19 protein-coding genes and 1 riboswitch are annotated in these 23328 nt (G+C 69.2%); of the genes, 10 read left to right on the top strand and 9 right to left on the bottom strand.

Annotated features, from left to right (window positions below):
• Genes AC4D12_RS13200 through AC4D12_RS13190 form a run of 3 tightly spaced genes read right to left on the bottom strand, consistent with a single transcriptional unit; the run spans window position 1 to window position 3205 of the window.
• Window positions 1-885 carry a carbohydrate ABC transporter permease gene (locus AC4D12_RS13200; protein ID WP_490950390.1) on the bottom strand — a complete coding sequence of 295 codons (885 nt, stop codon included), beginning with the start codon at window positions 883-885 and terminating at the stop codon, window positions 1-3.
• Window positions 882-1853, bottom strand: a complete 972-nt coding sequence (locus AC4D12_RS13195; RefSeq protein WP_490950389.1) for a carbohydrate ABC transporter permease — start codon at window positions 1851-1853, stop codon at window positions 882-884. The genes AC4D12_RS13200 and AC4D12_RS13195 overlap by 4 nt, the downstream gene beginning before the upstream one ends.
• Window positions 1850-3205 carry an ABC transporter substrate-binding protein gene (locus tag AC4D12_RS13190; RefSeq protein WP_490950388.1) on the bottom strand — a complete coding sequence of 452 codons (1356 nt, stop codon included), beginning with the start codon at window positions 3203-3205 and terminating at the stop codon, window positions 1850-1852. Before AC4D12_RS13190 ends, AC4D12_RS13195 begins: the two co-directional genes overlap by 4 nt.
• 121 nt (window positions 3206-3326) lie before the next feature.
• On the opposite strand from AC4D12_RS13190, the gene AC4D12_RS13185 reads away from it, so the two are divergent.
• The 5 genes from AC4D12_RS13185 (at window position 3327) to AC4D12_RS13165 (ending at window position 9246) form a co-directional block, all read left to right on the top strand.
• The gene (locus tag AC4D12_RS13185) at window positions 3327-4115 is read left to right on the top strand and encodes an NAD-dependent epimerase/dehydratase family protein (RefSeq protein WP_490950387.1); all 789 of its coding nucleotides are present in this window, start codon (window positions 3327-3329) and stop codon (window positions 4113-4115) included.
• A 5-nt stretch (window positions 4116-4120) separates the two neighbouring features.
• Window positions 4121-4918 (top strand): IclR family transcriptional regulator, encoded by a 798-nt coding sequence (locus AC4D12_RS13180; protein WP_490950386.1) that lies wholly within the window; start codon window positions 4121-4123, stop codon window positions 4916-4918.
• A complete protein-coding gene (locus tag AC4D12_RS13175) occupies window positions 4915-6507 on the top strand; it encodes a GH39 family glycosyl hydrolase (RefSeq protein ID WP_490950385.1) in 1593 nt (530 codons plus the stop codon). Before AC4D12_RS13180 ends, AC4D12_RS13175 begins: the two co-directional genes overlap by 4 nt.
• Before the next feature lie 268 nt (window positions 6508-6775).
• A complete protein-coding gene (locus AC4D12_RS13170) occupies window positions 6776-8413 on the top strand; it encodes a glycoside hydrolase family 13 protein (RefSeq protein ID WP_490950655.1) in 1638 nt (545 codons plus the stop codon).
• A 209-nt stretch (window positions 8414-8622) separates the two neighbouring features.
• Window positions 8623-9246, top strand: a complete 624-nt coding sequence (locus tag AC4D12_RS13165; RefSeq protein WP_490950654.1) for a DnaJ family domain-containing protein — start codon at window positions 8623-8625, stop codon at window positions 9244-9246.
• Here the strand turns inward: AC4D12_RS13165 and opgC are convergent.
• The gene (opgC, locus tag AC4D12_RS13160; RefSeq protein ID WP_490950384.1) at window positions 9243-11792 is read right to left on the bottom strand and encodes an OpgC domain-containing protein; all 2550 of its coding nucleotides are present in this window, start codon (window positions 11790-11792) and stop codon (window positions 9243-9245) included. The genes AC4D12_RS13165 and opgC overlap by 4 nt on opposite strands.
• Window positions 11793-11842: 50 nt before the next feature.
• A complete protein-coding gene (locus AC4D12_RS13155) occupies window positions 11843-13870 on the bottom strand; it encodes a glycosyltransferase (RefSeq protein WP_490950653.1) in 2028 nt (675 codons plus the stop codon).
• A gap of 325 nt (window positions 13871-14195) precedes the next feature.
• A riboswitch (cyclic di-GMP riboswitch) is annotated at window positions 14196-14270 on the top strand.
• 16 nt (window positions 14271-14286) lie between these two features.
• Between AC4D12_RS13155 and AC4D12_RS13150 the strand changes: the two genes are divergently transcribed.
• Window positions 14287-15579, top strand: coding sequence for a LamG domain-containing protein (locus tag AC4D12_RS13150; protein WP_490950383.1), 1293 nt, complete (start codon window positions 14287-14289; stop codon window positions 15577-15579).
• A 103-nt stretch (window positions 15580-15682) separates the two neighbouring features.
• Here the strand turns inward: AC4D12_RS13150 and AC4D12_RS13145 are convergent, their stop codons facing one another.
• From AC4D12_RS13145 to AC4D12_RS13130, 4 genes are all read right to left on the bottom strand, one after another.
• Window positions 15683-16171 (bottom strand): DUF1643 domain-containing protein, encoded by a 489-nt coding sequence (locus AC4D12_RS13145; protein WP_490950382.1) that lies wholly within the window; start codon window positions 16169-16171, stop codon window positions 15683-15685.
• 117 nt (window positions 16172-16288) lie between these two features.
• On the bottom strand, window positions 16289-17038 hold the full coding sequence (locus AC4D12_RS13140; protein ID WP_490950381.1) for an NADPH-dependent F420 reductase: 750 nt from the start codon (window positions 17036-17038) through the stop codon (window positions 16289-16291).
• A gap of 47 nt (window positions 17039-17085) precedes the next feature.
• A complete protein-coding gene (locus AC4D12_RS13135) occupies window positions 17086-17853 on the bottom strand; it encodes a response regulator (RefSeq protein ID WP_490950380.1) in 768 nt (255 codons plus the stop codon).
• Window positions 17850-19439 (bottom strand): ATP-binding protein, encoded by a 1590-nt coding sequence (locus AC4D12_RS13130; protein WP_490950379.1) that lies wholly within the window; start codon window positions 19437-19439, stop codon window positions 17850-17852. Before AC4D12_RS13130 ends, AC4D12_RS13135 begins: the two co-directional genes overlap by 4 nt.
• Before the next feature lie 192 nt (window positions 19440-19631).
• Here AC4D12_RS13130 and AC4D12_RS13125 point away from each other — a divergent pair, with 192 nt between their 5' ends.
• The 4 genes from AC4D12_RS13125 to AC4D12_RS13110 are packed head-to-tail and all read left to right on the top strand — an operon-like array spanning window position 19632 to window position 23183.
• Complete coding sequence (locus AC4D12_RS13125) at window positions 19632-20639, top strand: Bug family tripartite tricarboxylate transporter substrate binding protein (RefSeq protein ID WP_490950378.1); 1008 nt, start codon at window positions 19632-19634, stop codon at window positions 20637-20639.
• Window positions 20640-20642: 3 nt separating this feature from the next.
• Window positions 20643-21185 carry a tripartite tricarboxylate transporter TctB family protein gene (locus tag AC4D12_RS13120; protein WP_490950377.1) on the top strand — a complete coding sequence of 181 codons (543 nt, stop codon included), beginning with the start codon at window positions 20643-20645 and terminating at the stop codon, window positions 21183-21185.
• Window positions 21178-22791, top strand: a complete 1614-nt coding sequence (locus AC4D12_RS13115; RefSeq protein ID WP_490950376.1) for a tripartite tricarboxylate transporter permease — start codon at window positions 21178-21180, stop codon at window positions 22789-22791. Before AC4D12_RS13120 ends, AC4D12_RS13115 begins: the two co-directional genes overlap by 8 nt.
• Window positions 22788-23183, top strand: a complete 396-nt coding sequence (locus AC4D12_RS13110) for a universal stress protein (protein WP_490950375.1) — start codon at window positions 22788-22790, stop codon at window positions 23181-23183. Before AC4D12_RS13115 ends, AC4D12_RS13110 begins: the two co-directional genes overlap by 4 nt.
• The last annotated feature ends 145 nt before the right edge of the window (window positions 23184-23328 follow it).

Here is a 23328-nt window from a genome sequence, read left to right as displayed (position 1 = left end):
TCAGCCTTTCGTGGCGCCGGAGGTTATGCCGCGGATCAGCGACTTCTGCATGAGCAGGTAGATGACGAGGCTCGGAAGCAGCGCCAGGAGGGCGCCGGCGAGCAGCACGCCGGGGCCCACCTGGGCGTCGTTGCGGAGCACGGACAGGGCCACGGTGAGCGTGTAGTCCGAGGGATCATCGGCGGCGATCAGCGGGAGCAGGTACTGGTCCCAGATCATCATGAAACCGAAGATCGTCGCGACACCGAGCACGGGCTTGCAGAGCGGGAGGATGATGAGCCACAGCATCTTCAGCTCACCCACGCCGTCGAGCCGTGCGGCTTCCTCGATCTCGTCCGGGATGTCCTTCATGAACTCGGTCATGACGAGGATCGAGAACCCCCAGACCGCGACAGGCAGGATCACTCCGAAGGGGGTGCCCCGCAGGCTGACACCGATCAGGGGCAGATCGCCGATGACCTGCGAGAGGGGGATGGCGATCACCTCCTCCGGCAGCATCATCGTCAGCAGGAACAGGAGCAGCACGAGGCCCGCGCCCCGGAAGCGGTGACGGGCCAGCGCGTAGGCCGTGAGGATCGAGACGGCGATCTGCAGGGCCAGCCCGCCGCCCACGATCACGAGTGAGTTCGCGAAGTAGCCGAACACGCCCTTGTCCGCGGCGACCTCGAAGGGCCTGAGCGAGGGATCGTTCGGGAAGAGGCTCACGCGCGTGGAGTCGGTACTCGCGTCGAAGGCGCCGGACACGATCACCACGAACGGTGCGGCGAAGATGCAGAGGATGACGACGGCGAGGACCACTCGGAGCACGTTGGGTGCGGTGACTCCGGGGCGCCAGCCGAGCGCGGTGTCGAACTGCTGGTTCGGACGGCGGGTGGGAGTGCTCATCTGTCCTGCCTCCGTGAGGTGATCAGCCTGACGCCGATGGTCAGCGCAAGGGTGACGAGGAGCAGCAGGACCGACGCCGCCGACGCCACGCCGATGTCGTTCTGCTGGAAGCCCAGCGAGTAGATGCGTGTCATCCACACCTCCGTGGATCCTGCGGGTCCGCCGCCGGTCAGGACGTACACCTCCGTGAAGGTCCTGAGGCTGCGGATGGCGGCGAGTGTCAGGACCACCGAGATGGATGCTCGCAGCCCGGGGAGCACGATGTAGCGCAGCCGCTGCCCGAGGGACACGCCGTCCACGGCGGCGGCCTCGTAGTAGGTGCGATCGATACCCGCGAGGCCGGCGAGGATGATGACCATGGTGTAGGGCGCGCTCGTCCAGATGCCGACGAGCATGACGTACCACAGGGCCGTGGCCGGATCGGAGAGGAACTGCTGCGGGGGGATGCCGAGGGCTCCGAGGATGCTGTTGAGGAACCCGGTCTCCGTGGGGAAGAAGAGGATGCGCCAGATCTCACCGATCACGGCGATCGCGGTGACGACCGGCAGGAACACGGCCGTCCGGACGACGAAGAGTGTCCGTGATTGTCCCTCGAGCAGCAGGGCCAGCACGAGGCCGATGACGAGAGCGCCCACGGTCTGCCCGATGCCGAGGACCACCGTGTTGCCCAGGGCGTCCTGGAACCGTGGGTCCCCGATGACCTGCGCATAGTTGTCGAACCCCACGAGGATGTCGCCGAGGAAGGGTTGCACCTTGAAGGCGCTGAGCCGGAAGCCCTCGAGCATGGGGATGAACTTGAAGACCAGCGCGAACAGCAGCCCGGGGAGCAGGAAGAGCCACGGGACGAGCGCGCGCCGGAGGGGCTTGCGGCGGGCGCCGCTGCCCGCGGGCAAGGCATCGGTGGTTCCCGCGCCCCGACCCGCCCCGGCGCGGACCTCCGCGGCGGGGCGGGTTGCGGGAAGCGTCATCGGGCCAGGTCCTGTGCTTCGAGCTCCGCGGTGAAGCCCTCGTCGATCGCCTGAAGGCCCGCGCCGATGTCGCTCGAGCAGTCGGCCATCATGGCGTTCATGCCGTCGGCGAGGATCTGGCGGAAGGGTAGGAAGTCGATGGCCCAGGGAAAGGCCTTGGAGTCCTCGGCGTAGTCGTCCGCGATGATCTGCCAGCGCTCGTCGCCGTACACCTCGGAGATGTCGACGGTCGAGTTGACCGGCAGTCGGACCACCGGCTGGCTGACCACGCCGTCGTCCTGCAGGGCGCTGTCCATGCCCAGCTCCTGGGCTTCCGGCGAGATGAGGAACTCGGCGAGGGCTTTCTGCTCCTCGACCATGTCGGAACTTGCGCCGTAGTAGATGTTTTCGCCCTCCGCGAAGGTCGTGGAGCCCGCGGGACCACTCGGCATGGGGATGACTTCGACGTTCTCCTTGCCGACGGCGGCGTCGAACACGCTGAGGTTGTACGGCCCCGTGAGGTAGATGCCCGCCGTGCCCTCCGCGAAGAACGGCGTCTCCGCGGTGGTGAGGTTGAGCGACCCGGGTACCACGTTCCCGGGCGTGCAGAACTGGGTGCGCATGAACTCCATGGCTTCGGCCGTCCCGGGGGAGTCGACCACGGAGGTGTAGGTCCCGTCGCCGTTGTCCTCGAGGAGATCGCCGCCGGCCTGCCAGATGTAGGAGTTGCCCCATCGGGCGATGTACCCGCTCTTCGCGCTGCCGGGGACCACCATGCCGTAGGTGTCGTCCTGGCCGTTGCCGTCCGGGTCCTGGGTCGCGAACGCCGTCGCAAGGGCCTGCAGCTCGTCCCAGGTGGTGGGGACCTCGAGCCCGAGCTTCTCACGCCAATCCTTGCGGATCATCGTGGCGTTGGCCTGGCGCGACCAGGGGACGCCGTAGTAGGTGCCGTCGGTGCCCTTGTTCTGCTCCCAGGTCGCCTCGGCGATGTCCGCCTGACCTGCGAGCGATTCCCGGTCGATCGGCAGGAGCAGGCCCTGGCTCACGTAGTTCCCGAGTGAACTGGCGTCATTGATCATGACGTCGGGGAGGTCCCGCTGTGAGGCGCGTGCCTGCAGCTGGGTGTCGAATTCGAGGACCGCCTGGAAGTCCACCTCCACGCCGGTCTTCTCGGTGAAGGCGTCGAAGATCCTCTGGTAGGTGGCCGCGGGTTCCGGGCCGCTGCGGGTCCAGACCTCGATGGTGCCGCCGAGCTCCCCGTCTCCTTCGGGGGCGGCGGTGGAGGATCCGCTCGAGCAGGCGCTGATGGACCCCACCATCAGTGCTGCGGTGACTAACGCCGTCGTTCTTCGTGCCGCAGGGTGATTCTTCACAATGTGCTCCATTTACATATGCGAATGCGTTCCATCATTGTGAACGCATGCGCTACGCTAACGTTGACGATCAGGAGTGTCAAGGGAATCGGCGGGCAGGAGCCCGCAGGGGAGGCAGACCATGAGCGAACGGATACTGATCACAGGGGGCAGTGGCAAGGTCGCCGCGCTGCTCCGTCCCGCCCTCGTCGCACCCGGGCGGACCGTGACGCTGCTCGATCTCGCCGCCCCGCCGGAACTGCTCGACGGGGAGCAGGCCGTGGTGGCGTCCATCACGGATGGAGCGGCCGTCCGGACGGCCTGCACGGACACCGACCTCCTCGTCCACCTTGCCGGTCATCCCGGCGAGCGCCCGTGGCGCGAGATCCTGGAGACCAACATCCACGGCACCTACACGGTGCTCGAGGCAGCCCGTTCAGCAGGTGTGCGCCGGGTCCTGCTCGCGAGTTCGATCCACGCGGTCGGTTATGCGACGGCGGAGGAAGCCCTCGTGTCGGATGAATTGCACCCGCGGCCCGACACCTTCTACGGCGTGAGCAAGGTGGCCGTCGAAGCCCTCGGGCAGCTGTACGCGGACCGGTTCGGCATGACCATCGTCTCCGCCCGCATCGGCACCGCGGAGGAGCGACCGTCGAGCGCGCGGTCGCTGTCCACCTGGGCCTCGCCCGATGACCTCGCGCGCCTTGTCGAGGCAGTCCTGCGCAATGACGACGGCGGCGCCCACGTGGTGTGGGCGGTCTCCGCCAACACGCGTCGCTGGGTGAACCACGAGGCCGGTGCCCGCGTCGGGTTCCGGCCCGAGGACGACGCCGAGCAGTACGCCGCCGCACTCGGCCACCCCGACGAGCTCCCACTGACCACGCTCCTCGGTGACTCCTTCACGAGCGGCCCCCTGGGGACGACGTGGTGAAGCAGGTGGCCACGAACGACATCGAGCCCTCCGTGCCCGCGCAGCGGACCGTCAAATCGGCGGAACGGGCGCTGGAGATCCTGCAGGTCCTCGGCGAGGCGCGGGATCCCATGTCCGTCACCGCGCTGCACCGGGCAACGGGATACCCGCGGTCGAGCCTGCACCAGCTCCTCCACACCATGGCGGCCATGCGCTGGATCGAGTTCACCGGGGACGGCTCCATGGTGGGCGTCGGATCGCGGGCGCTGATCGTCGGTACGTCCTACCTCGACCGCGACGGCGCCCTGCTCTTCGCGACCCGGCGGCTCGAGGAGATCCGTGACGAGGCGGGCTACACGACGCACTACGCCCGACTCGAGCAGTCGAACGTCATCTACCTCGCCACGCGCGAGACGAGCGAGAGCCACCGGGCCGTCTCGCGGGTGGGCCGGCAGCTCCCGGCCCACGCCACCGCCCTCGGCAAGGCCCTCCTGGCCGAACTCAGTCCCGCCGAGGTGTCCGCCGTCCTGCCCGAGGGCCGGTTGAGCCGGTTGACCCCGAACACCATCACCGACGTCGACGCCCTCGACACAGCCCTCCTCGGTATCCGCGCCGCGGGATTCGCCTCCGAGCGCGAGGAGAACACGACGGGTGTGTCCTGCGTCGCCGCCGTCGTTCCCTACCGCATCCCGGCCACGGATGCGATCAGTTGCTCCATACCGCTGCACCAGGCGACGGAGGCCGAGGTGCGGCGGGTGTCCACCATCATCCGCCGACACGCCTCGGCGCTCGCAGTGACCCTTCGCGCGGAGGGCATCAGGTGATCCCGGCGCCGCTGGTCGCGGACGCGACGGACGAAGGGCTCCCACTACGGCATCACTGGAACGTCGTCGTCGGAGCAGGTCGCGCCGCCGAGGGGCTACGGGCCGACTGGCAGGACCATCTGGCCCTGGCCCAGCGTGAGATCGGCTACGGGTACGTCAGGTTCCACGGACTGTTCCACGACGACATGTTCGTGTACGTGGAACGCGACGGGCGGGTCCAGCCCACCTTCCGGTACGTCGACGAGCTGTTCGACCGCCTGCTCGAGACCGGGATCCGTCCCTTCGTCGAGTTCGGCTTCAGCCCTGGCGAGTTGGCACGCGAGAAGGCGACCGTCTTCTGGTGGGGGGCACACGGCTCGCCTCCCACGGACAACGCCAGATGGTCGGAGCTCGTGCGGCTGACGGTCGAGCACTGGCGTGACCGCTACGGGCTCGAGGAGATCCGGCGGTGGTACTTCGAGGTCTGGAACGAGCCCAACCTCAGCCCGTTCTTCCGCGGGACGCGCTCCGAGTACTTCGAGCTGTACCGCGTCACGGCGGCCGCGGTGAAAGGCGTGGATGCGTCGCTGCGCGTGGGTGGTCCGTCCACGAGCAATTTCGTGCCGGATGCCCGCTTCGACGGCGAGACGGAGAACCTGGCGGAACATGCGGTGGTGGTCGGGGCCGCGGATCTCGATGCCCTCGACTGGCAGCCCGTGTGGCTGCGGGTCTTCCTCGCGTACTGCGCGGAGCACGGACTCCCGGTCGACTTCGTTTCGTGTCACCCCTACCCGACCGATTGGGCGTTGGACGAACACGATCAAGGTCTCAAACTCACGCGCGGAGTGGACGCGACGCCCACCGACCTCCGCACGCTCAGGCAGATCGTCGACACGAGCCCCTACCCGGATGCCGAGATCCATCTGACGGAGTGGAACTCCAGCTCGAGCCCCCGCGACCATACCCACGACCACCTCCAGGCCGCGACGTTCGTCGTCCGCTCGAACCTCCGCACCCTCGGGCTCGTCGACTCGCTCGCCTACTGGGTCTTCACGGACATCTTCGAGGAGAACGGCGCCGGCCTCGAGCCGTTCCACGGCGGCTTCGGGATGCTCACCCACCACGGCATCCGGAAGCCCACCTGGCACGCGTACCGCATGCTGTCGCGGCTCGGCGACCGCCTTCTCGCAGAGGGTCCGTCCGGAGTGCTCTCGACCTCGTCCGTCACGGGCCGCATGAGCGGGCTGCTGCACCATTACCCGGACGAGGTCGGCCTGAGCGTCCCGGCGTCCTTCGACACCCGCGACGTCGCGGACGCGACGGCGGCGACGGGAACGGTCAGGACGCAGACGGTGCGGATCACGGGGCTCGCCCCGCGGGCCCGCGTCCGGCTCGAGTCGCTCGACGCGGCCCACGGGAACGTCATTGCGGCGTGGCACGCGCTCGGGGATCCGCTCAACCTCACGCGGGACCACGAAGCCGCCCTCCACGCGGCGTCCACAGCGCTCCACATCAGCGAGGTGCGAGCGGGTGACGACGGCGTGCTGCAGGTCGAGCTGCGGCTGGAGCCCTGGGCCGTCGTGCTGCTCGAGGAGCAACCCGACGCGTGAGGACCTTCCCCGCGTGCTGGAGGGAAGGCGATTGCGTTCGCGTCGGACGGCCCCGTCGTGGCACCGTAGTAGGTCGTGCACGTCACTGCGCAGTACGAGTGGGCGCACGGCACGCACTACGGCATCCAGCACTCAGGTCTCCACGCGGGACCACCACCGAAAGGCAACCCGCCCCGTGACAGCACCCGTCAGCTCCACCGTCGACCCCGCAGTGGATTCCGCCGTCGACGCGACCGCCGACCTCTCCGCCGAGGCACTCGCCGAGCGCATGCAGGACCCGAACTGGTGGCGCCAGGCGTCCGTCTACCAGATCTACCCCCGCAGCTTCGCCGATTCGAACGGTGACGGCATCGGGGACCTGAAGGGCATCACGTCCCGCATCCCCTACCTCGCCTCATTGGGGATCGACGCCGTCTGGCTGAGCCCCTTCTACCCCTCGGCGCTCGCCGACGGCGGGTACGACGTCGACGACTACCGCGACGTGGACCCCAAGCTCGGCACGCTCGCGGACTTCGACGAGATGATCTCCGCGCTGCACGCCGCCGGTATCAAGCTCATCGCGGACATCGTGCCCAACCACACCTCCAACCGGCACGTCTGGTTCCAGGAGGCCTCGGCCTCGCCCAAGGGATCGCCCGCGCGGGACCGGTACATCTTCCGCGACGGCTCGGGCCCGGACGGCTCGGTGCCGCCCTCGGACTGGGACTCCGTGTTCGGCGGCCCCGCGTGGGAGCGCACGGCCGACGGCCAGTGGTACATGCACATCTTCGCCAAGGAGCAGCCGGACCTGAACTGGGACAACCGGGAGGTCCGCGACGACTTCCTGACGACCCTGCGTTTCTGGTCCGATCGCGGCGTGGACGGCTTCCGCGTGGACGTGGCGCACGCCCTGACCAAGGACATGTCCGAACCGCTGCCCATGAAAGCCGCCCTCGGTTCCGAGAACGAGAACAACAACGGCCTCCACCCGTTCTGGGACCGCGACGAGGTCCACGAGGTCTTCGCCGAGTGGCGCCAGGTGTTCAACGAGTACACGCCGCCGCGCACCGCCGTGGCCGAGGCCTGGGTCCACGCCGAGCGTCGCTCGCGGTATGCGAGCCCCGAGGGCCTCGGACAGGCCTTCAACTTCGACCTGCTGCAGGCCGGCTGGGACCCCCGCGAGTTCCGCGACATCATCACGAAGAACCTCACGGAGGCCACGGCCTCGGGCGCATCCTCCACCTGGGTGTTCTCCAACCACGACGTCGTCCGGCACGCCACCCGCTACGGGCTGTCCCCGTCGCCGTCCGAGGGCGGGGCGATGAGCACGCACGGCCGGGACTGGCTGCTCGCCGGTGGCGCGGAGTCCGAGCTGGACCGTGAGCTCGGTGAGCGCCGGGCCCGCGCGGTCACGCAGCTCATGCTCGCGCTGCCCGGTTCGGCCTACCTGTACCAGGGGGAGGAGCTCGGCCTGCACGAGGTGGCGGACATCGCCGACGCGGACCGCCAGGACCCCACGTTCTTCCGCAACACGGGCGTGGACGTGGGCCGGGACGGCTGCCGCGTGCCGCTGCCCTGGACGCGTGACGGCGAGTCCTTCGGCTTCGGGTTCGGCCCCGCCCACCTCCCGCAGCCGGCGTGGTTCGGCGAGTACGCCGTGGAGGTGCAGGAAGCCGACTCCTCCTCGCACCTCAGCTTCTACCGCCGGGCGCTCGCGCTGCGACGCGAACTGCAGGGCGAGGAGCAGTTCGAATGGGTGGACGGCGGCTCCGACGAGGTGCTCCACTTCACGCGGCCGAGCGGGTGGCATTCGGTCACGAACTTCGGCTCGACGCCGGTGGACCTGCCCGCGGGCAGGCTGCTGTTGAGCAGCGCCCCGCTCGAGGACGGCCGTCTGCCGGGCGACACGACCGCCTGGCTGGTCTGACCCGGCCCGGTAGACCGCTCGATGACCGACGGCGGGTTGCCCTCACGGGGTGGCCCGCCGTCGTCGTCCCGGGGTGTCCGGGCCGGGTGACGAACGTCGCGCGGTGAAGGCTGCTGAGGCCCCGGCGCGCCGTGTCGAGGGGCCGCTGCGGGTTGCACTCCGCCGCAGGCCCTCGAAATACTGGAGGGGACGCGGAGGAGGGCAGCGGCATCGGCAGGTCGAACGAGCACGAGGAGCGGTTGCGCAAGGCCTCCCAGTACCGTGCCGCGCGGGGCGCCGGGGACGCGAGCGATGCGCTCGCCGAACTCGAACGGCAGAACGACGACGGCGGCGACGAGGCGACCGGCGAGATGGCCCCGCTGCGACAGGGCGAGGACGAGGTCAAGCGGGCCCGGCTGATCGTGGACCGCGCGATCGCCCGCGGCGAGTTCGACAACCTGGCGCTGGCCGGAAAGCCGATCCCGGGGCTCGGCGAGGCGCACGACCCCGACTGGTGGGTCAAGGGCCTGATCCAGCGGGAGAACATCACCGGCCTCGGACCGCGCGCCATCCTGCTGCGCACCGAGGACGCCGAGCTCGACGACCGCCTGGACCGCCAGTACACCGAGAAGCAGGTGCGGGACATCCTCGAGGACTTCAACTACCGCGTGATCGACGCACGGCGGCAGTTGCAGGGCGGGCCGCCGGTCATCACGAAGCTCCGCGACGTGGAGGCCGAGGTGGAGCGGTGGCGTGAGCGCCGGGCCACCGCGAGGCGCGCAGCCGAGGAGGCCGCGCCGCCCGCGCCGGAGAAGCGGTCCCTCTGGCGTCGGATCTGGCGCGGCGCCGACTAGTTCGGGATCACCGAGTAGAGGAACTTCCTCTTCACCATGACCCAGATGATCATCGTCACCACCGCGTGGATCACGAGGCCCTGCCACCAGCTGGTGCGGTCGAGGCCCGGCAGGTTTCCCACGGCGAGCACGAAGAACACGTGGACGATGAACACGTACAGGCTGGACTGCCCGAGCGGGATGTACAGCCAGCCGAACGCCCTGTTGAGCGGCTTCCAGAAGCAGGTGAGGACGATGTGCGCCGCGACGACGAAGAACGCGAGGTCGATCAGGCGCCCGGGCTGCATGAACACCCGGACGTACCCGGCGTCGTACAGGCTCTCGTAGAAGCCCTCGGGGACGAACGGCAACTCCAGGCGGAACGTCGAGTTCAGCCACAGGACGCCGAGGCCGAGTGCGTAGACACCGAGCAGGGCGCCGAAGAGGAGCTTCCCGGCGTTGCGGCTGAGCGCGTCGATGATCTGCCGGCGGTAGTAGCCCACCACGATCCCGTGCACGAAGATGACCTGCCACGTCAGCAGCGGGAACACGTCCTGGAACTGCGAGTCGACCACGCGTACGTGGTAGATGCTGTCGATGACGTAGAGGGACCAGCTCACCAGCAGGAGCAGCCACCACAGCTTCTTCCGCAGCAGTTCCACGAGCAGCGGCACGGTGAGGGTTAGCACCACGAACAGACCCATGATGTTGAACGTCCACGGCCCCATGTTCAGGAGCAGCAGGTCGCGGATGGCGTACCCGGGCGGTGGGTAGTCGAACAGCCTGGCGGCATTCGGGTAGAGGTCGTAGACACGCCCCGCCGCACCTCCGCCGTCGTCGCCCGTGCCGCGGTCGGTGAACGTGGTGATCACATCGGCGTCGATGAAGGGCACGAGAGCGAGCAGGTACACCGCGAGGATCACGCCGAGGGACGTCAGGTAGAGACGTAGCGCGCGCTTGAGGGTGCCCTTCAGCGCGGCCTTCGAGCCGAGCCGGCGGATCGCCACCGGGTAGACCATGCCCATCACCACGCCGGAGAGCATGACGAACAGTTCAGCACCCGTGATGGCCCCGACGATGTTCAGGGCCAGGAAGGACCACGGACCTGCCACTTCGATGTGGGTGACGACGACGGCGGTGATGATCCACCCGCGCAGCAGATCCAGGCGCATATCGCGCGGGTTCCGCTCGTCCGGGTAGCGCCACTGCGGCACGAATCTCCGGGCGAGCCCGGCGAGGAGCACCAGGACGAACAGTCCGACGACGGATCCGACGAGCCAGTTCATCGCCGTGCTGGTGGGGGAGCCTGATTCCCATACCTGGGACGTCGCCTCGTTGGCGTCCTCCTGGGCGACCACCTCGGTGATGGGCCCGAGCCGGAGGCCCGGGTCCGTAGCGAGCGTGTCGGCGAGCGCCGCCGTCGCGCCGTCGTCCGTCAGGAGCCCCCAGTCCACCGTGTGGCCTTCGGCCTCGGGCTCCGGCCGCGAGGATTCGAGCCAGGTGACGGCCCCGATTTCGGGATACTCCTCCGCGATGCCGGGTGCCAGCACCTGCTCCAGCCAGGCCCGTTTGATCTCGGTCTCCGGCGCGCTGTCTGCGTCCTCGGGATCGAACAGGGCGGCGGTCTGCACGATCATCCGCTGGTCCCTGCCGGAGGCGTACTCCTTCGCGAAGTCGATCTGCGGGGCGCCGGGAGCCGCGCCGTACACGCCGGCGAGCTGGTCTGCGAACTTGTCCGGCTCCGGCAGCACGGACGTCCGGATGGCACCCGAGTAGGTGCGGGCGCCGTCGGTGACGGCGACCTGCCCGCTCTCGTAACTCCCGAAGTGGTAGAGGGACAGCCCCACCCAGTCCACGGCGTCGTCGCCCGGGTAGTAGGGCGCGTAGGGGTCGTCACCGCCGTCGATCAGGCCGTTCCCGTTGCTGTCGAGTGCCGGGACGCTGCCCGATTCCAGCCCCTCGACGGCGCCGTAGGCCTCCGTGAACGGGTACCCGGCCGCGTACGACGGCGCCCACACCATCGCCGCGGACGGCACCTCGGCGTGCACGACGTCCGCGACGGTGCGGAAGGCGGCCACGTACGCGTCCGGCTGCTGGCCCCAGCCGAACCAGGTGCCGTTCATCTCGGGTGCGAAGCGGAGGAAGAACGCGGTGCGCACTCCCTCGCTGATCCGCCCCAGGGTCTCCGCCAGGTGGGCGGCGTCCTCTGCCGTGAGCTCCTCGAGCGGAACGGTCGGTTCGAGCGAGACGACGGCCAGCGCGCCGAGCGGTGCGTTCTGCCGAGCGAGGTCCGCGAGGTCGCGTTCGGCATCGGCGTCGAGCGGGTAGGCGACGGGACGGCTGTAGAACGACGGCGTCACGCCGGACCGGTCCGCGTAGGCGCGGGCGCCGGAGGCGGACCAGTCGAGTTCCGGGCCGAAGTAGCGCCCCTCGGTGAGCGACGTCGGGTCCTCGATGGGCTGCTGGTCCTGCGTCGTCATGGTCACCGCTGGGGCGGCGATGGCGCCGGGAACCGCGGTGAGGGCGGGTGTGCCGAGCGCGATGAGCGCTGTCAACCACACTGCCATCAGAATCCGGACGGGTCCCCTCCGGCGATTCCGCCCCCGGGTGAGACCGGTCATTCCCTGGCGTCCTGCCTTTCTTTCGCACGAGCGATGTCCGCCTGATAGTGCTCGTAGCCGCGGTAGCGGACTGCTTCGATGATGACGCTGAAGATCACGAGGTCGAAGATGACCCAGACGATGTTCACGGTGGTGCCGAGGACGTCCGCCTGGCCCACTGCGAGGCGGATGATCCCGATGATCGCGGCCCCCAGCAGCAGGCCCATGGCCCAGAGCTGCGGCTTCACGAGGTCCCAGCGGAGCTGCGCATCCTGCTGCAGTGTCTTCGGGGTGACGGCGAAGTCCAGGCTGCGTCCCAGGTACACGTTGCCGAACGCCGAGGTGACCGAGCGGATCCACACGGGGAACAGGGCCAGCGAGTACTGCTGGCCACGCCAGGTCTTGGTGCCCTTGCCCACGATCGCGAAGAGCAGCTGGTTCACCACGAGGAAGGGGATGAGCCGCGAGAAGAACTCGATGCTGATGGAGTTGACCGGGAGGATGCCGAAGATCAGGTAGATGATGGGCGCCGCGATGTAGATCAGGGCCGTGAAGCCGGAGAAGTAGCTCCACATGGTGGCCCCGTACATCAGCTTCTGGGCGATCGTCAGGCCCTTCTGGGCGAAGGGGTTCTCGCGGAACATGACCTGGATGGTGCCCTGCGCCCACCGGAGCCGCTGCGTCAGCATGGAGTTGAGGTCCTCGGGCGCGAGGCCGTCGGCGAGCTTCTCGTGGTGGTAGGCGGATTCCCACCCGAGCGAGTGGAGCCGCATGCAGGTGGCCATGTCCTCGGTGACGGAGATGGTGGCCATCGGCATCACGGCCTGCGCCTCCCCGCTGCGGTCCGCGTTGACGGAATCGATGAGGACGCGGACGGCGTCGATCGCTGCGAGTGGCGACCAGGCGCGCTGGGCGAGCTGGTCGAGGGCGGCGTCGTCGACCACGGCGAGAGCGGGGGTCGACGCCGAGGCGTCCTGCAGACCGGCGTCGAGCCCGGCGATGTCGAGGTCCTCGAGCGACGCGAGATCCGCGTGGAACGCAGCGATGTCCGCGCTGACGAGCAGGCGCGTGATGGAGACCATCCGCTGCTGGAACTCGTAGGTGACCTCCGAGATGCCGTGCCCCTTCTGCAGGCGGCGGCGCACCCTCCTCAGGTCCTTCGCCACGAGGTCCAGGGCGTCGACCATGCGGTCGTTGCCCGGATCCAGCCCCTTCTTCGCCTTCGCGATGACCTTGTCCGAGGTCTTCAGGGCCTTGTGCAGGGCCAGTTCGATCTCCGTGACGTAGCGCGTGACGCCGAGCTGCATGAGGGCCTCGCGGCGGATGATGGCGTTGGAACCGCAGAAGAAGGCCGCGTTCCAGCCGTCCTTGCCCTGCTGGATGGGACCGTAGAACAGGGGCGCCTGGCTGCCGAGCGGGTCCGAGTCCGGCACGTTCACGAAGACCTGCGGGGTCTGCACGAGGGACATCTTCTCGTTCGTGAAGTACCCGAGCGTCCTGTGCAGGATCTCCGGATCGGGGATCTGGTCGGCATCGAGGATCACGAGGAACTCGCCGTCCGTGGACATCAGGGCATTGTTCAGGTTGCCCGCCTTCGCGTGCCGCGGCATGTCCTTCCAGTCCGCCGAACGCGTGATCCAGCCGATCCCCTCGGCGTCCGCCGCTTCTCGGACCTCCGCCCGGTTGCCGTCGTCGAGGATCCAGGTGCGGTGCGGGTAGCGGATGGCCTTCGCCGCACGCGCCGTGGTCAGGACGAGGTCCAGGGGCTCGTTGTACGTGGTGATGAAAACGTCCACCGTGAGGCCCTCCGGCGCCTCGGGCGGCGTGCGCTTCTTCAGCTTCCAGACCGTGAAGCCGAACAGCAGCGAGTCGATGAGCGAGTAGGTCTCCGCGAGGACCAGGGGTATGGCGATCCACCATGCATCCCAGTTGATCGAGTAGAGCCAGCGCCACACGATGTAGTTCAGCCCGAGGACGGTGGTCACGAGCACCACGGCGCGGATCAGCAGCCTGCGTCCGCCGGAGTCCTCCTGGTGCGGGTTCATCTCTGCGGCCGTGGACCCCGATGATTCGGTACTCATGATGCGGGACTCCCGTTCCTACCTGTGCGCCTGGCACTGCTTCGGTGCCGGCCGGACGCCGGACCGGTAGCGCTGGGCCGCCCATCCGGTGTCAGGGGCCGCGAATACTGGAACAAAGGTACCTGAGTGTCCGGACGGGTCCCATACGGGATAGGCCGGGTTGACCCACTGCGTCAATCCTGAGGCATTGCTGAGCGAATCCGCCGGGTGGGGGCGGCGGATCGGCGGGAGGATGGAAGGGCCGGAGGCCCTGTGGTCGAGGACCGACGGCGGCGCTCGGGCAACCGCTCAGCGAGAAGGGCAAAGCCGGTGCGAACCGGTGACGCAAAGCCACGGAACCCTCGAGGTCCGCCGGGCTACCGAACGAGAAGGTCTCCGCCATGCTTCCTTTTCCCGTACGTCGTCGTGCCCGCCAGGCAGTCACCGTCGAGACCCGCCCACAGCACCGGCGTCGGAACGCGGCGTCCTTCATCGGGGCCGTGACCGCAGCGCTGATGCTGGCGGTCGCCGTCCCGGCACCCGCGACCGCCGCCGACACCACCCCGATGGCGGCCAACCCCGGCCCGGTGGGCGACTTCGCCTGGAAGGGCTTCAACTGGGAGAAGCGGTGGTGGAGTGGCGCACCGAACTACAACAAGCTCTTCGACCCGGCCAACGTCAGCAGCCCCGACGCGAACGGCCATGTGACCATGACCCTCTCCAACCCCACGGGCAAGGCGGCGATCGGGGCGGAGTTCAACACCACGCGGCACGGCTTCGGGTACGGCACCTACAGCACCACCATCGAGAAGGACCTCACCACGCTGCAGAAGGAAGTGGTGTGGGGGTGCCTCTTCACCTACGACCCCGCCGTGGCCCCCGGCTACAACGAGATGGACCTCTGCGAGGCCAGTTCCTGGGGCGGAGGGAGCAACTACAACCAGGTGTGGCCGGTGACGCAGGGCCACGGCTTCTGGTTCGACGCCACCAAGCCCCCCGGAGTGGGCAACAACACCGCAATCTTCGGTGTCACCAACCACCCAATCCTCACCCACCGCCTGGTGTGGGAGCCGAACAAGCTCACCTTCGAGACCTTCGCGGGGGAGGGCTACGCCGGGCCGCTGCTCAAGCGCACGGTGTTGGAGGGCGAGAACGTCCCCGAGCCCGCTCGCGAGACCATCCACTTCAACCTCTGGGTGACCGACGGCGGCGGAGGCACTCCTGCGGCGGTCATGCCGGAGAAGGTGGTGGTGAGGGACTTCTCCTTCGTGCCGGCACCGGCGCCTGCCCCTGCTCCGGTTCCGGCGCCTGCCCCTGCTCCGATTCCGGCACCTGCCCCTGCTCCGGCACCTGCCCCTGCTCCGGTTCCCGCTCCGGTTCCCGCTCCGGTTCCCGCTCCGGTTCCCGCACCCGCTCCCGCTCCCGCACCCGCTCCCGCTCCCGCACCCGCTCCGGCGCCTGCCCCGGTACCCTCCATCAAGCTCGCTGTGGCGAGCGCCAAGGTGCGCGGCGGGATCATCACGGCGCTGGCATGGTCGGGGACGAAGGCGACGACGGTGACCCTCGTGACGAACGGTGTCAGGACCACCATCCCCAATACGGGCCGCTACTCGACGACGACGACGAGGGCGTCCGTCAGCTACCAGATCTGCGAGGGGACACGCTGCTCGCCGATCGTCCTCGGCGGGAAGTAGACCCCGCGGCGGGAGGCCCGTCCGACGGGGGACTCAGCCCGGCGGCTCGGACCGGCTCACCAAGGGTAGGAAGACCGAACCTGTCGACGGACAGCCGGTACCATCACGGCGTCCACGTGGTCAGTACGGCATCTCGTCGAAGATAGAGCGGATGCCCAGGGTGACCGTCCTTCGTTCTCCCCCAGCACTTCAGCGCGATGCCGTGGGACGCGACACGTGCATGGACGACTGTGGCTCGGTCCCGGGCGAAGGTGTCGGCTCCCCATGCTGCGACCATGAAGTCGTCCGCGACCTCGCGCATGCACTGATCGAGGATCTGGTCATTGCGCGGGCCGACGGGGTCTACATGAGTGCGTAAGCCTCGAGGGTCGGTGGAGCGGAGCGCGAAGAGGTTGACCACGCGGAGCCCGTCGAGTCCGAGCGATCGGGCGTAACTGATGCAGCGCCGGATGGTGGGGTCGTCACCGAGCCCGTCAGCGACGGAGGGGTTCAACATGACGAGGTGCAGGATGTTCCGTGATGCCTCGTCGTCGCCCCAGTGACGGTCGAGGGTGTATCGATACTCGCCGTCGATGTGGGCTCCACGTCTCATGGTGCTACCTCGTCTTCTGATCACTGGGCCTCGCCGGCAACGATAGTGCCGTCCGCCGTCCGCCGTCCGCCGAGCGCGGAGAGTGAGCCGCACGGATCCGGCCGATGCACTGGCTGCCTACATGTCCGCGTAGCGGGCAGCCCGCCCGAGCGCCTCGCGCAGGCCGTCGGCGTCGAGCTGCGGCCCGTAGGCGGGGGTGTCGCGCTGGAAGCGCCACCCCTCCGCGAGGGCACCGGCGTCGACGGTGTCGAAGCCGAACTCGTCGAGGAGCTCGGTCACGGCCTGCTTGGCGTCTGAGTCGTCACCGGCGATGGGCAGGGCGCGACGGCCCGGTGTCCCGGTAGGTGTGCCGTCCGTGGTCAGCTGCGCGAAGTGGATGCCGTTGAACACCTTCACCACAAAGGACCCGGGGAGGTGGCGCTGCAGCAGTTCGCTCGTGGTGGTCGTCTCGTCGTCGAGTTCGGCGATGTGCCCGTCGCGCTCCGGGTAGTAGTTGCACGTGTCGATGACGAGCTTGCCCGCCAGCGGCTCGGCGGGGACGGCATCGATGCTCCTGAGCGGGATGGTGACCACGACGACGTCGCCCCCGGTGGCCGCCTCCTCCACCGTGCCGGCGCGTGCACTGTCACCGAGTTCGGCCACGAGCTCCTGCAGCGACTCCGGGCGGCGGGAGTTGCTCATGATCACGCGGTAGCCGCGGGCGACGGCGAGGCGCGCGAGCTGCCCGCCGATGTTGCCCGAGCCGATGAACCCGATGGTGCTGCGGACGCCACGTGGCTGCACGGACGTGTCCGCCGCCGTCCGCGTGTGCCCTGTCGGTGTGGGCGTCGTGTCCGGGGCTGTGTTCGGGGCTGTGTTCTCGGTCATGCAGGGACAACAGCGTGTGCGCGGTGTTATTCCTCAGGAGTCAGGTCTCAGCGGGCGCCCGCGTCCGTCCACACGTAGAACTTCTCCGGCCGCCCCGCGGACCCGTACTGCGGGACGATCCGCGCCTGGCCCCGCGCTACGAGGAACTCCAGGTACCGGCGGGCACTGACGCGCGCCATACCGAGGCGCTCGGCCACCTCGGAGGCGGAGGTCCCGCCGCCGTGCGCACGGACGTCCAGCATCACGGCGTCGAGCGTGGGGGCGGAGAGGCCCTTGGGCGGCAGGAGCGCGGCGGTGCCCGTCGCAGTCCCCGACGCGCTTCCCGGCCCGGCGCCCGGAGTCGCGCCCGTGCGGAGCAGCTGGTCGATCCGCCCCTGGTCGAGGGCGGAGGCTCCGGCGGCCGCGTGGTCGTCGAGATCGCGGCGGTAGGCGACGTAGTGGTCCAGCCGCTCGTTGAGCACGGCCGCGTTGAACGGCTTCACGAGGTAGTGCAGCACGCCGCCGGCCACGGCGGCACGGACGGTGTCGAGTTCGCGGGCGGCCGTGATCGCGATGACGTCGACGGGGTCACCGGGGCGGTTGCGGAGGGCCCGCAGCACGTCGATGCCCGTCATGTCCGGCAGGTGGATGTCCAGCAGCACCAGCCGGGGCCTCAGGGTCTCGGCCAGCTCCAGGGCACGGGCGCCGGTGTGCGCGGCCCCGACGACGTCGAACGCGCCGTGCGCGAGCAGGAAGCCGGTGTGGATCCCCGCCACCTCGTGGTCGTCGTCGACCACGAGCGTGGGGATCAGCGGAACGGTGGCGGGGAGGGTCATGGCACCTGCAGCCCGGCGCGCGCCTCGACGTGGGACGGTGAGAGCCAGACGGTGAACTCGGCCCCGCCGAGGTCGGCGTCGTCCACCACCACGTGCCCCGAGCGGCGCCGGGCGATGCGGTCCACCAGCGCCAGGCCGAAGCCGCGCGTCCCGGTCCGGCCGCCGTCCTTCGTGGAGTACCCGGAGGAGAAGATGCCGTCGAGGTCCGCCGGGGCGACGCCGGGGCCGTTGTCGGCAACGGTGATGCGGACGGAGCCAGGCTCGGTGGCCACGTGCACCGAGACCTGGCCGTCGCCGCGCCCGCTCGCCGTCACGGCTTCCAGCGCGTTGTCGATCAGGATGCCGAGGACGGTCACGACGTCGGTGGTGCCGTCCGGTGCGAGGGTCGAGGAGTCGTCGATGGTGAGGTCGATGCCCTTCTCCGCCGCGATGGTGCTCTTCGTCATGAGGAGACTCGCGGCGTCCGGGTCCTGGATGCCGGGAGCGATGCTCCCGGCGACGAGTGACCCGCCGTGGCCGGAGCGCGAGATGAAGTCGACCGCCTGCCCGGTCCTGCCGAGCTCGAGCAGCCCGGAGATGGTGTGCATGCGGTTCGCGAACTCGTGCGCCTGGGCGCGGAGCGCCTGGGTGACGTCGCGTTCGCCGTCGAGGTCAATGAGCAGCTGGTAGAGCTCGGTGCGGTCACGGAGGATCATCACGCGGCCCACCCGCGTGCCGTCCACCAGGGCGTCCGAGGTGCGTGCGAGGAGCACGCGCTCGCCGGAGAGCACGGTCTCGTCGGTGTCCGCCGGATCGGTGAGCAGCCGCGCGAGGGCGGGCTCCATGACGTCCTCGGCCGGGCGGCCGGTGGCGGCGTCGTCGAGGCCCAGCAGCCGCTTCGCCTCGTCGTTGAGCAGTGCTATCCGGTGGTGCGCATCGACGGCCACCACCCCTTCGCTGATGCCGTGGATCATGGCATCGCGTGTCTCGAGGAGGGTGGCGATCTGCTCGGGTTCGAGGCGGTAGATCCGCAGCCAGACCAGGCGCGAGATCCAGCTGGCACCCGCCGAGCCCACCAGCGCGGCGACGATCAGCCAGATGAGCAGGCGGGGGAGGTCCTCGTAGAGGTCGGCGGCGAGTTCGGATTCGAGGACACCCACGGACGCCGTGCCGATGACGCCGCCGTCGCTGTTGCGGATGGGGACCTTCGCGCGCCACGACTTGCCCAGCGTCCCGGTCTGGGTGCCCACGAAGGTGTCACCGGAGAGCGGCACGGACGGATCCGTGGACACGAGCTCCCCGATCAGGTCCGGGTTCGGGTGCGAGTAGCGGATGCCCTCGTCATCGGTGACGACGACGTACGTCACGCCGGTGGACTGCCGGATGAGGTCCGCGATGGGCTGGATGGTGGCGCTCGGGTCGGTCTCGTCGAAGGCCTCGACCACCGAGGGCAGCTGGGCGACGGACTGCGCGACGCCCAGCATCCGGTCCTGGTACTGCTCGCGGATCTGCAGGCGCTGCATGGTGACGGCGGTGCCGCCTGCCACCGCGACGATGACGAGGACGATGGCGAGCTGCAGGAAGAACAGCTGCGATCGAAGCGACATCGTCCTGATCATCCGTCCAGTGTGACATGGGGCACTGCCGGGGCGGGCGGTGACCACAAAGACCACTACGAGCACTACGACCGCATGCTTTACCCCCGCTCAGCCACCTTCCTACCCTGGGCACAGCAGTGGTGATCCGCATCACACACGTTCCCGCTCCCACCGAGCGCCCAATCTCAAGGAAGAGATCCCATGACCACCTCCCGCATCACGACGCGCCGTTCGGCGATCACGTCCCTCGCCCTCGTCTCCGCCCTCGCGCTCTCGGCCTGCAGCTCCATGACCCAGAGCACCACCGCCGGCGGCGACGACGGCGCCATCGAGCGCCTCAACATCGTGGTCCCCGCCGATCCCGGCGGAGGGTGGGACCAGACCGGCCGTGCCATGGAGACGGACCTCACCGAGAACGACCTCGTGGGCAACGCGCAGGTGGTCAATGTCGGTGGTGCCGGGGGTACCAACGGCCTCGCGCAGCTCGCCACGGAGACGGACCCCAACACGCTCATGGTCATGGGCTACGTCATGGTGGGTGCGGTCGAGACCAACAACGCCGCCAACCGCATCGAGGACACCACGCCGATCGCCCGCCTCACCGAGGAGCCCCTCGTGATCGTGGTGCCGGCCGAGTCGCCCTACCAGACGCTGCAGGACCTCCTCGACGACGTCGAGGCCAAGGGCCAGGGCGTCTCCATCACGGGCGGATCGGCAGGAGGCGCGGACCACATCCTCGCGGGGTCCGTGCTCAAGGAAGCCGGCATCTCCTCCGACAAGCTGAACTACATCCCCTACTCCGGCGGCGGCGAGTCCCTCGCGGCACTGCTCGGCAACAAGGTCAACGCGGGCATCTCCGGTGTCGGCGAGTACGCCGAGCAGGTCGAGGCAGGCACGCTGCGCGCGCTCGCGGTGTCCGGTGAGGAAGCCGCACCGCAGCTGCCCGAAACCCCCACCCTCACCGAGGAGGGCGTGGATCTCGTGCTCACCAACTGGCGCGGTGTGGTGGCTCCCGGGAACATCGACGACGCCCAGGCGGAGAAGCTCACGCAGCTCGTCACGGACCTGCACGGCACCGACACCTGGAAGGCCACGCTCGAGGAGAACAACTGGAGCGACGCCTTCCTGACCGGCGAGGAGTTCGAGACCTTCCTCAACGAGGACATCACCGAGGTCAAGGCCACGCTCACCGACATCGGTCTGCTCTAGCCCATGAGCACCTCCGTCCAGAACGCGCCCGGGAGCAGCACGGCTGCTGCTCCCGGCCCTGCGGTGGGTGAGCTCGTCTTCGCGCTCATCATCGTGAGCATCGGCGTCGTCGGGTTCGTCGCCGGCGCCGGGATCCAGACCCCGCCCTCCGCGAGCGACATCGGCCCTCGTGCCTGGCCGTTCGCCGTCTCGGCCCTGCTGGTCGTCGTCGGCGCCGGGCTGGTCCTCCAGGTGCTGCGCGGCAAGCGCGGCGCCCCCGACGAGGGGGAGGACGTGGACCTCGAGGCCGGCACCGACTGGCTCACGGTCGGCAAGCTCGCCGGCTTCGTGCTGCTCCACGCCTTCCTGATCGTGCCGCTCGGCTGGCCCGTCGCGGCAGCCATCCTGTTCTTCGGCGCCGCGTGGTCGCTCGGGGCCCGCCCCTGGTGGCGGAACCTCGTGACCGCCGTCGTGCTCGCGCTCGTGCTGCAGTTCGTGTTCGCCGGACTGCTCGGCGTCTCCCTGCCCGCCGGCCTGCTCTCCGGGATCGAGGTGTTCGGTGGATAACTTCATGCTCCTCATGGACGGCTTCGCCACGGCGATGCAGCCCATGTACCTGCTTTTCGCGCTCGGCGGCGTGCTCGTCGGCACCGCCGTGGGCGTGCTGCCCGGCATCGGCCCCGCCATGACCGTGGCCCTGCTCATGCCCATCACCTACAGCCTCGAGCCGACGGCGGCGATCATCGTCTTCGCGGGCATCTACTACGGCGGTATGTACGGCGGATCGACGACGTCCATCCTCCTCAACACCCCCGGGGAGTCCTCCTCGATCGTCACGGCGCTCGAGGGCAACAAGATGGCGAAGGCCGGCAGGGGAGCGGCGGCCCTGGCGACGGCGGCGGTCGGTTCCTTCGTGGCCGGCACCATCGCCACCGTGCTGCTGAGCTTCGTGGCCCCGTACGTCGCCGCCTTCGCGGTGCAGATCGGCCCGGTCGAGTACGTGGCCCTGATGGTGGTGGCCTTCCTGACGGTCGGCGCGCTGCTCGGCTCGTCGGTGCTCCGGGGCCTCGCCTCGCTGGGCCTCGGCCTGTTCATCGCGCTCGTCGGCTTCGACGCCCTGACCGCGCAGCAGCGCTACACCTTCGGCAGCCCGTTCCTGGCGGACGGGATCGACGTCGTCCTCGTGGCAGTGGCGCTCTTCGCCGTCGGCGAGGCCCTGTACGTCGCGTCGCGCCTGCGGCACGGCCCGATCAAGATCATCCCCGTGACGGGCGGCTGGACGAGCTGGCTCCGCAAGGACGATCTCCGCCGCTCGTGGCGGCCCTGGCTCCGCGGCACCCTGATCGGCTTCCCGGTCGGGACCATCCCCGCCGGCGGCGCCGACGTCGCGACGTTCCTCTCCTACGCCTCCGAGCGCAAGCTCGCCAAGGGCGAGAACAAGAAGGAGTTCGGCAAGGGCGCCATTGAGGGCGTGGCCGGTCCGGAGGCCGCGAACAACGCGGCCGCCGCGGGCGTGCTCGTGCCGCTGCTGACGCTCGGCATCCCGACGACGGCGACCGCCGCGATGATGCTCGTCGCGTTCCAGCGCTACCAGATCCCGGTGGGGCCTCAGCTGTTCGAGTCCAACAGCACGCTCGTGTGGGCGCTCATCGCGAGCCTGTACGTGGGCAACCTGATGCTGCTGGTGCTCAACCTCCCGCTGGTGGGCATCTGGGTCAAGATCCTCCAGATCCCGAGGCCCTATCTCTACTCGGGCATCCTGGTGTTCGCCGTCCTCGGCGCGTTCTCGGTGAACTTCACGCCGATCGACGTGATCATCCTCCTGATCGTGGGGATCCTCGGCTTCTTCATGCGGCGCTACGGCTACCCGATCGCCCCCATGGTGGTGGGCCTGATCCTCGGGCCGATCTTCGAGAGCCAGCTGCGGCGATCGCTCGCCATCTCGCAGGGTGACCCGGTGGCGCTCATCCAGTCGCCGGTGGCCGCGGTCATCTACGTGGCGCTGATCGTCATCTTCGCGCTCTCGTTCCTGCTCAAGCGGCGCCAGCGCCAGTTCGAGGCCATGGTGGCGGCGAACACCGATGCCGCCGACGTCGTTCGCGGGTCGGACGTGCCCGCTGTGGCGACCGACACCACCGCCACCGACACCACCTGGAAGGACACCGACCGATGAGCACCATCGTGGTGGGATTCGTCCCCAATCCGCTCGGCGAGGCGACCGTCGCGGCGGCCATCGAGGAGGCTCGCCTCCGGCAGGCCGATCTCGTGGTCATCAACACCGCCCGTGCCGACCGGCTGGTCAACCCGGCCTACGCCGACGACGCCGATGTGGCTCGCCTCGACGCCATGCTGGGCGGTGCAGGCGTGCCCTACGCCATCCGCCACAGCCTCTCGGAGGCGACGGCGGCGGAGGAGCTGGTCGACGTCGCCGCCGAGGTGGGGGCCGAGCTGATCGTGATCGGCCTGCGGCACCGCACGCCCGTGGGGAAGCTGATCATGGGCTCGACGGCGCAGACAATCCTGCTGACCGCCCGCTGCAACGTCCTGGCGGTCAAGCTGCCCTGACGCTCGTCCGCCGTCGGACCCTGCAGAACCAGACCACCGAGCCGCACGTGTGCCACGCATCACAAGAGACAGTGCGTGCGGTTCGGTGGCCGGGCAACGACCTACAGATGGCAGGACGGGTTCCATCCGCCCCCTCGGAGCCCGT

It is taken from the genome of Arthrobacter sp. TJ-266 (genome assembly GCF_058269115.1).
Note: the sequence above shows the minus strand (reverse complement) of the source record. Positions and strands in the feature narration are given on the sequence as shown.

Bases quoted from the DNA above. Each gene is read 5' to 3' on its own strand.
- opgC (WP_490950384.1), bottom strand. From the start codon at position 11,792: ATGGCAGTGTGGTTGACAGCGCTCATCGCGCTCGGCACACCCGCCCTC.
- AC4D12_RS13185 (WP_490950387.1), top strand. From the start codon at position 3,327: ATGAGCGAACGGATACTGATCACAGGGGGCAGTGGCAAGGTCGCCGCG.
- AC4D12_RS13200 (WP_490950390.1), bottom strand. From the start codon at position 885: ATGAGCACTCCCACCCGCCGTCCGAACCAGCAGTTCGACACCGCGCTC.
- AC4D12_RS13125 (WP_490950378.1), top strand. From the start codon at position 19,632: ATGACCACCTCCCGCATCACGACGCGCCGTTCGGCGATCACGTCCCTC.
- AC4D12_RS13195 (WP_490950389.1), bottom strand. From the start codon at position 1,853: ATGACGCTTCCCGCAACCCGCCCCGCCGCGGAGGTCCGCGCCGGGGCG.
- AC4D12_RS13130 (WP_490950379.1), bottom strand. From the start codon at position 19,439: ATGTCGCTTCGATCGCAGCTGTTCTTCCTGCAGCTCGCCATCGTCCTC.
- AC4D12_RS13145 (WP_490950382.1), bottom strand. From the start codon at position 16,171: ATGAGACGTGGAGCCCACATCGACGGCGAGTATCGATACACCCTCGAC.
- AC4D12_RS13170 (WP_490950655.1), top strand. From the start codon at position 6,776: ATGCAGGACCCGAACTGGTGGCGCCAGGCGTCCGTCTACCAGATCTAC.
- AC4D12_RS13140 (WP_490950381.1), bottom strand. From the start codon at position 17,038: ATGACCGAGAACACAGCCCCGAACACAGCCCCGGACACGACGCCCACA.
- AC4D12_RS13155 (WP_490950653.1), bottom strand. From the start codon at position 13,870: ATGAACCCGCACCAGGAGGACTCCGGCGGACGCAGGCTGCTGATCCGC.
- AC4D12_RS13135 (WP_490950380.1), bottom strand. From the start codon at position 17,853: ATGACCCTCCCCGCCACCGTTCCGCTGATCCCCACGCTCGTGGTCGAC.
- AC4D12_RS13150 (WP_490950383.1), top strand. From the start codon at position 14,287: ATGCTTCCTTTTCCCGTACGTCGTCGTGCCCGCCAGGCAGTCACCGTC.
- AC4D12_RS13110 (WP_490950375.1), top strand. From the start codon at position 22,788: ATGAGCACCATCGTGGTGGGATTCGTCCCCAATCCGCTCGGCGAGGCG.
- AC4D12_RS13120 (WP_490950377.1), top strand. From the start codon at position 20,643: ATGAGCACCTCCGTCCAGAACGCGCCCGGGAGCAGCACGGCTGCTGCT.